Source organism: Oleiphilus sp. HI0086 (genome assembly GCF_001635225.1).
Window position 1 is genome coordinate 1 of sequence record NZ_LWFZ01000654.1, and the last position, 8,082, is coordinate 8,082.

Sequence of the window (8,082 nt, forward strand, 5' to 3'; positions counted from 1 at the left end):
AGAAATGTTTGAGTCTCAAGAAATTGCTCGCTATTTAGAGTCCACTTACGCGCAATAAAACGCGTTGACACAGCATATATAGCCTCTTATTTTCTTTAGTTAGCCATAAGCGCTAGTGTTACAACTTTAAAACCAGTAATATCCGGCGCTAATTTTGTTCCTTTGATACGGCATTACACCTCATGGCTAAACCTAAAAAACAACGACCGCTTTGGCACCCCTCATTTCTGCTTACCTGGCTCATTGTGTTTGTACTGTTCTCCATTGCACACCTACCCTTATTGTGGAAGCACTCTATTGCTAAAAAGTTGGGCAACCTCACTCACAATAAAATGAAAAGCAGAGTTAAGGCATGCCGACAGAATATTGATGCCTGCTTTCCAGAGTTAAGTGATAATGAACGCGAACAGTTGGTAAAAGATGTATTCACATCTACGTCTGAAGGCTTCATAGAAACACTTCAGTCCTGGTGGCGTGACCTTAGCCCTTATATGAGCAAGGTAGAAGTCTATGGCCTAGAACACTTAAAAGAAGCAGAGAAACGAGGTGGCGGCGTATTTCTTTTAGGTGGGCATTTTGGTATTTTCGATATTGCCCTGCCGTTTATCGCAGCACAACTTCAAAAACCTGGCTATATGTATCGACCCAACAACAATCCGGTAGTTGATTGGATGATTGAAAGTGGACGCCAGAGAAATGTTGATATTGAAAGCTTCCATAAAAGACAACTGAAAGAAATGATTCAGTTTATGAAAGAAGGCGGTGAAGTCTGGTATGCACCTGACCAGGATTTCGGCAAAAAGTGCGACCTTTTTGCTCCATTCTTTGGTATCGATGCCGCCTGTATATCGACTCCTAGCTGGATCGCTCGCGAATCTGGGGCAGCTGTCATCCATGTCTCGCAATACCGCCTCCCTAATGGCCGCTATGAAATCTACTTTTCTCCCATCCTTGAAAACTTTGGTGAAGACAATGAAGCCGATGCCAGAGCATGGAATAAGCTCTTAGAAGAGTCGATCCGAAGGCATCCTAGTCAGTATTTATGGCTACACAAGCGCTTTAAAACACGCCCCCCCGGTGAAGCTAAATTTTATTAGCACACAAACTTCGCTTACAGCGTCTTCGACGCTACTGCCATGCTCAACACGCACTGTTATAAAATCAACAATAAGCAAAGAATTCCTTACAGCTACGCCTGCCAGAGCAATTACATCTATCATTGTAGCTGCAGAAAAGCTTTGCCTGAGCAGCCAATGACTTGGAAAAACACCAATTAACCCCAGCGGAATAAATACCATCACCAAAAGGTGGGAGACGAAAGGATTAGTAACAAATACCTAGACAACATCAGAAGACGCAATTGATCAATAAACTACATATTCGGTTTGCGATTAATTCAGGAGCTTCATGCCAAACTTTACCGCTCGAAAAGACAGCCACACAAGCCTAGGGAAAACGCTGAGGAGACATAAAAGCTAAATTTGTATCGAAACTAGCTTTGCTTAAAGCACTTTTCGGAACTCAACTGATAAATCGCATATACTTAGCTACAAATTACGCTTTTTGAGAGACTCCATTGTCATCTTTTCTTGATTTACTATTGTACACCTCAAATATTACCTTACCCATTTTTATCATTGTATTTCTAGGGTGGTTCCTTCGACGAACAAGCTGGTTAACTGAAAGTTTCATCAATTCCGGCTCAAAACTCGTTTTCACCATCGCATTACCCGCTCTGTTATTTATCAAAGTACTGGAATCTGACCTATCAGCCGTTTTTGATACTAGGCAAGTTATGTTTGCTTTGCTTGTAACTGTAGCTGGATTCCTAGCCTGCTGGCGGCTAAGCGGCACGATGAAACTTCTACCAGAAAATAGAGGCGTTTTTGTACAAGGAGCCTTTCGTGGAAATATGGGTATCGTTGGCCTAGCACTTTGCATGAACATGTATGGCGATGAAGGTTTAGCTGTCGGCTCTATTCTACTGGCTTTTTTAACACTGCTTTATAATGTCCTGTCTGTCTTTGCGCTGACATTACCGTTCCATTCAGATAAACGTTTTGATTGGCTATCGATGGCAAAAGACATGGCGAAAAACCCGCTGATCATCGCCATTGTTACAGCACTTGTGCTTAACCTCCTGCAGTTAGAGCCACCAGCCATCATTATGAAAAGCGGCGAGTACTTTGCAAACATGACTTTGCCTCTAGCATTGATTTGCGTAGGCGGTTCGATCAAGTTAAATGAATTAAAAGATAGCAATCATCTTGCATTAAAAGCAACTTTACTGAAGCTTGTTGGATTGCCATTGCTGTTCACCCTTGCCGCCTTAGTGATGGGTTTTAAAGATTTAGCATTGGGTACTTTGTTTCTTATGTTCGCAAGCCCCACAGCTACAGCGAGTTTCGTAATGGCTAAGGCCATGCGAGGCAACGCCGAATTGGCCGCAACGATTATCGCTTTATCCACCGTACTGTCACTATTAACAGTAAGCACAGGAATATTTGTACTGCGGGCATTAGGTTTGGCCTAAGCGTGCCTCGTCTTTGTTAAATTGATCCTTCAGGGCTTAACGCCCTACGAAGACCGCATCACGACGCTCGATAAATGACTGAACTCCCTCATTCATATCTTCTGACTCAATGACGGGCTTTAAGCTAGGAAAAAGTTGCTTTATGGCCGATGCCTCGCCTTCTTGTCTTGCAAGCTTAGATGAAGTCAAGCTTCCACGTACAGCCAAAGGAGCTGCCTTAGCGATCTTCTGTGCTAGCGCTAAGGCACATTCTAACTGCTTCCCTGGCTCACATATTTCCTGAATCATTCCCATGCGATACGCATCAGCGGCCGACCACTCGTCACCCGTGAGTAAATATCGTTGAGCATTGGCCCAACCCATTTCATTCTGTAACCGTATCGTTGCCCCACCACAGGCAAACAAACCACGCTGAACCTCCAGCTGAGCAAAGCGTGCATTCTCCGAAGCAACTCTGATATCTGTATTGAGCATCATCTCAACCACCCAGGTATAGCTATAACCTTGCACCGCCATAATAACAGGCTTCGACAAGCTTGGGCCTGATAATGCAAAGGGGTCTATGGTTCTCTCAGGCAAAGGCGGCAAGCCTCCTGATTTAAGAGGCTCTAACCAATCAGTGAGCTCCAAGCCAGCTGAAAAATGTTCTCCCTCTGCGTAAAATACGGCAACACACAAATTATTATCATGCTCCAGCTGGTAATAGGCTCGTGCAATATCGTGATACATTTAGACCGTTAGCGCGTTATACTTTTCCGCTCGATTAACCTTGATCAATAAGATCGAACCTCTTACATCGACTTCAATATAGCTCACTTTTTCCTCCGCTTTCGAATTTGGTTTATGTCTCAAGGTCTAGAACCAGTTTGGCTGCATTTCAAAACAGGTATCGTCTCGCCCCAAAAGTAGATCTGCTTCGTGCTTAGCTAATGGTAATTGCCATTTAATATAATATTGAGCAGCCTGGAGTTTGCCACGGTAAAACGAAAGCTCTTCATGGTTTGCGGGCTCAGTTTCGGCAATCCCCTTTTCTGCCGCTAAGGCCTGGCGTAACCACAGCCACGACACCACCACGCGAGCAAACATCGAAAGGTAAGAACTGGCATTAGATAAGGTCAAGTCAGGAGATTCTTTCTGAAGGTCAGCGCCTAATTGCATAGTAACCCTATGCACTAGTGACAAATGTTCTTCAATTGTTTGCGCCCACGCTTGAAGCCTTTCACTGGATTCTTTAGCACGAGAAAGGTCTAAATTCACCTTAGAGACCAGAACTTGAAGTCCTTTACTGTTGCGCTGCCATAGCTTGCGACCCACTAAATCCAAGGCCTGGATACCATTCGTTCCTTCATGAATTGGGTTTAACCTATTGTCGCGCCAATATTGTTCGACAGGGTACTCTCTGGTATAGCCTGCACCGCCAAGCACCTGAATCGCTAGATCATTCGCTTTTACACCAACTTCGGAGCTCCATGATTTGATCACGGGTGTCAGTAAGTCCAGTAAGAGCTCTGATTTTTCTCTTTCGTCTGCATCAGGGTGTGTATTGACATCATCTAATAAGAAATAACCAAACAGGCATAGTGACATTGCACCTTCAACGTATGCTTTTTGCTCTAACAGCATTCGACGCACGTCGGCGTGCTGGATAATCTCAACAGGCTTGTCATCCGCCTTTTGGCTCGCCAAGCGGCCTTGTAAGCGCTCATTTGCATAAGACAGTGAACTCAGATACCCGCGATAGCCAATCATCGCGGCACCCATCGAAACGCCTAATCTCGCTTCATTCATCATTTGGAACATATAGCGAAGGCCCTGGTGCTCTTCGCCTATCAGATACCCTACACATTCATTGTTATCACCAAATGAAAGCATGGTCGAGGTCGTACCGCGGTAACCCAATTTATGAATGAGCCCAGCTAATGCAACATCATTACGATCTGCCGGTTTACCATCGTCATCCAATCTATATTTAGGAACCAGGAACAGCGAGATTCCTTTTACGCCCGATGGCGCACCGTCAATTTTAGCCAAGACAAGGTGAACAATATTGTCGGCCATTTCATGATCGCCACCCGAAATGTACATCTTATTTCCTTTGATCAGGTATTGACCTGCGGTGTCTGATGCTTTTGCTCGGGTTGTGATATCGGCTAAAGATGACCCAGCATGAGGCTCTGTCATTGCCATGGTGCCAGTGAACTTACCGGCTAACATAGGGCTTAAGAAATTACCTTTTAGCGCATCCGAAGCATAAGTTTTGATTAAATTGGCTGCGGCTATCGTTAAAAATGGATAACCCGCTGATGAAGCGTTAGCACTTGTGAAATACCCCATACACGCAGCCATAATAACTTCTGGCAACTGCATCCCACCTAACTCGTAGTCATCTCGCCCTGCAAGAAAGCCTGCTTCAGCCAACGCATCAAAGGCCTCTTTTACCTCTGGCAGAATGCTTACCTTCGCACCATCAAAACTGGGCTCATTACAATCTAGTTTGGCATTATGGTTAGCAAACTTATCCTCAGCAATTTGTCTTGCTGTAGAGATCGCTGCATTAAAGGTTTCAACATTATGTTCATTAAAACGAGCGCGCTCAGTAAGTGCGGCGGTTTCAAGCACTTCATACAACTGAAACTGAACGTCTCTTTCATTTAATAAATCGGTTTCCATGCCTTACAAGCCTCTTAATGATGAATAGGTTATTTACCTATCACTGTCTCATATCGAGAGGGATTACATAACTGGCTTTTATGACTTAAACTATGCCGTTTATGCCACCAGTATTCTTGGATACACAACAATGAAGCAAGTCACCATTCTCGGGTTTGATTACGCCTTTGCTACAGCAATTATCGGTATGGCAGATTTACTCGCTTCGGTTGGCGTTACTTGGAATTACATTCATGGAGATAAGCTATCCAGACAATTCAATGTCGAAATTGCTAGCTTAAACGGTGGTAAAATTCGGTGTGCTAATAATATTGAAATCAATGCGCATAAAACCATTGAAGAAATCAGTTCAAGTGACCTGCTTGTCATACCGACCATCGCTGGCGATATTGCTCAGACACTGGCTTTAAATAAAGCAGCACTCCCATGGATCAGAAAACTATATGAAGGTGGCTGCGATATCGCATGTAATTGTACCGGCGCTTTTCTGCTTGCCGACACAGGCATGTTAGATCACAAAAAAGCGACGACGCATTGGGGCTTCGTCGAGCAGTTTGCACAGAAATTTCCAAAGGTAGACTTACAGCCGGACCAGTTAATTACAGAAGATGGGCAAATATTTTGCTCTGGTGGCGGCACGGCCTGGTTTGATATGAGCCTGTTTCTGATTGAGCGCTATTGTGGCTATGAACTCGCGCAAGCTAGCTCCCGGTCATATGTTTTCGACATTGGCCAAGATAAGGTTAGTAGCATTAAACGTATACCCGGCAAACATTACCACCAAGACAAGCAAATCATAAGCTTACAAAACTGGCTAGAACATCACTTTGCTGAAGACTTTTCAATCGACGAACTTGCCGAGCGTATCAACATGACACCAAGGACATTCAAACGCCGCTTTAAAGCGGCTACCAGTGATACACCAATCACCTACGTACAGAAGCTTCGGATTGAATCTGCCAAAAGGATGCTAGAAGGCAGTAAAAAGTCTTTAGAACAGATCACCCAAGAAGTCGGCTACAACGATATGTCTTCTTTTATTCGCCTGTTTAAAAAACATACATCTATGTCTCCTGGCGCTTTTCGTGTTCGTTTTTCACGTAGGCCTGAAGTGCCGAGCTAACAACTTGGAAGCACAGGGCCTGTGCAGCAAGAACGCTAGTCCTTTCTGAGAGGAAATTTCTATCGATTATTCACGAGAGGTACAGCAGACAAATAACCAAGGCCAATCTTAGTTTACCAAACGAGACCTTGTCAGAGTACTTGGTTACAAGGCTGGGTACTTGGATACTCCGGTCTATTTATTTCACTAGAGTCTGAACCATTTGATCAAACAGTAAAATCAAGAATAGAGTTGAGAAGATATTTCTAGAAACTAGACAATGATTTAGCGTAGGAAAGTTTTCACTTATTTCTGGAAGAAATAAATGGCGGTGAGCCAGGGATTCGAACGCAGTAAACGTCTAGGTATCAGCGTGCATACTAGAGTTTTTGGCACCCTTAAAAAGAATTTTTAGCATAAAAGTGCGCTTACGTGCGCATCATTTGCCCCAATTTTGCCCCACCAAACACCCTAGGTTTTACTGGGATCAATGAAATATCAATAATTTACAGAAAATCTCACCTAACAAATGGCGGTGAGCCTAAAATTCGAAGTACAAAAGTTTCTTCGCTTTGCACATCAATGCACTTGCGTTTAAAACGAATCCAAAGAGCTTCAGATACTACGTTCAGTAGTTTATTTCAGTAAATAAAAAGTTATCCACAGGCACGTAGTAGCATGTACTTAACGCGTAGTATCATGTACTTAACCTTCGTAGTAGGATGTCCTAAACGACGTAGTACCATGTCCTTAACGGCGTAGTACCATGTCCTTAACAGCGTAGTACGGTGTACTTAAGCAGAAAACTAAAGCCTGTATCCATTTGAATTTATTGGATAATTCAAACTTATTCAACCCTCTAGTACTTATTAGTCCTCTTTAGTACTTATATTAGTACTGTTTTGGACAAAATATATACACCATCAAAAAAAACAATTTTTTTATTCAATGTTACGGGAGACGTGGATTTTCGTCGCCTCCTGCGGCATAGCCTTTAGTTTGTACGAGTATAGTTATCTAAGCTTTCAATAAAGTGTGCAATTAGAGTTTACGAACAAGCTTACACTCTAACACTTTAAACTGAACACTTGAAATCATAAATTACTCGAGAATTACTACAGCCATGTACTTACATCATGCACTTTCACCGATAAAACTATTTGATGCAAAAAACCATCAACACGGACAGCAGCCAAACGTAAGTGCTATTGCCCCTCAAAGGCTAGTGCGCATTACCAATATCTTAAGTTCTAATCTGAAAACCGGCCATGCGACTAAAGCTCCGATCTTACTGAATATATCCAGAGATAATAATCACAACATCTTTGCAATACAGCACCAAGACCTAAGGCAGATTCAATTTTCATTAAGTACAGTGATACGTAATATCTTCTTACATACCACTAGTCACATATTTATTTAAACCGAAGTTCACTCTAAATGTAGCGGTCTTTCAAGAAGGCAAGCTTTAATCATTCTGTAGTCATTACTGTCGGGCAAACTTTCACAGTATTTCTTGAGCCACAAACCAAAATATGGGGAAGCGTGTTCTCGGGCTCTGATGTAATCATCAAAGCTTCTGATATTATCAAAATCAATTCCTGCCAATTCGAACAACCCACTAAGCTGCTCCTTACCTTGCGCTGTAAAATAAAATTTGCCCCTCTCGTCAATAACAAACAATCCATTACCATTTTTAGCTTCCATCAATTTCGCTCCCAGTGATTCGCTGTTTGAGTTTCTTTGACAAGTGCTTTAACTTGTTGTTATCCGTATC

General features: G+C 42.9%; 7 protein-coding genes. 3 read left to right on the forward strand and 4 right to left on the reverse strand.

Annotated elements, in window-relative coordinates; all coding sequences use genetic code 11:
* The first annotated feature begins 182 nt into the window (after positions 1 to 182).
* Positions 183 to 1,097 carry a lysophospholipid acyltransferase family protein gene (locus A3756_RS09245; protein ID WP_068515098.1) on the forward strand — a complete coding sequence of 305 codons (915 nt, stop codon included), beginning with the start codon at positions 183 to 185 and terminating at the stop codon, positions 1,095 to 1,097.
* On the opposite strand, the gene A3756_RS29205 is transcribed toward A3756_RS09245, so the two are convergent.
* Complete coding sequence (locus A3756_RS29205; protein ID WP_197469648.1) at positions 1,047 to 1,304, reverse strand: efflux RND transporter permease subunit; 258 nt, start codon at positions 1,302 to 1,304, stop codon at positions 1,047 to 1,049. The genes A3756_RS09245 and A3756_RS29205 overlap by 51 nt on opposite strands.
* Before the next feature lie 272 nt (positions 1,305 to 1,576).
* Here A3756_RS29205 and A3756_RS09250 point away from each other — a divergent pair, with 272 nt between their 5' ends.
* The gene (locus A3756_RS09250; protein ID WP_068515095.1) at positions 1,577 to 2,533 is read left to right on the forward strand and encodes an AEC family transporter; all 957 of its coding nucleotides are present in this window, start codon (positions 1,577 to 1,579) and stop codon (positions 2,531 to 2,533) included.
* 36 nt (positions 2,534 to 2,569) lie between these two features.
* Here A3756_RS09250 and A3756_RS09255 read toward each other — a convergent pair whose 3' ends face one another.
* Both A3756_RS09255 and A3756_RS09260 read right to left on the reverse strand, forming a co-directional pair.
* Complete coding sequence (locus A3756_RS09255) at positions 2,570 to 3,262, reverse strand: crotonase/enoyl-CoA hydratase family protein (protein WP_231875513.1); 693 nt, start codon at positions 3,260 to 3,262, stop codon at positions 2,570 to 2,572.
* Positions 3,263 to 3,388: 126 nt separating this feature from the next.
* Complete coding sequence (locus A3756_RS09260) at positions 3,389 to 5,203, reverse strand: acyl-CoA dehydrogenase (protein WP_068515089.1); 1,815 nt, start codon at positions 5,201 to 5,203, stop codon at positions 3,389 to 3,391.
* Between the two features lie 130 nt (positions 5,204 to 5,333).
* On the opposite strand from A3756_RS09260, the gene A3756_RS09265 reads away from it, so the two are divergent.
* Positions 5,334 to 6,326, forward strand: a complete 993-nt coding sequence (locus A3756_RS09265; RefSeq protein WP_068515087.1) for a GlxA family transcriptional regulator — start codon at positions 5,334 to 5,336, stop codon at positions 6,324 to 6,326.
* 1,410 nt (positions 6,327 to 7,736) lie between these two features.
* On the opposite strand, the gene A3756_RS09270 is transcribed toward A3756_RS09265, so the two are convergent.
* On the reverse strand, positions 7,737 to 8,012 hold the full coding sequence (locus A3756_RS09270) for a hypothetical protein (protein WP_068515084.1): 276 nt from the start codon (positions 8,010 to 8,012) through the stop codon (positions 7,737 to 7,739).
* Positions 8,013 to 8,082: the final 70 nt, after the last annotated feature.

Excerpts from the sequence above, each read along its gene's own strand:
- A3756_RS09245 (WP_068515098.1), top strand. The coding sequence starts at position 183 with ATGGCTAAACCTAAAAAACAACGACCGCTTTGGCACCCCTCATTTCTG.
- A3756_RS09255 (WP_231875513.1), bottom strand. The coding sequence starts at position 3,262 with ATGTATCACGATATTGCACGAGCCTATTACCAGCTGGAGCATGATAAT.
- A3756_RS09260 (WP_068515089.1), bottom strand. The coding sequence starts at position 5,203 with ATGGAAACCGATTTATTAAATGAAAGAGACGTTCAGTTTCAGTTGTAT.
- A3756_RS09265 (WP_068515087.1), top strand. The coding sequence starts at position 5,334 with ATGAAGCAAGTCACCATTCTCGGGTTTGATTACGCCTTTGCTACAGCA.
- A3756_RS09270 (WP_068515084.1), bottom strand. The coding sequence starts at position 8,012 with ATGGAAGCTAAAAATGGTAATGGATTGTTTGTTATTGACGAGAGGGGC.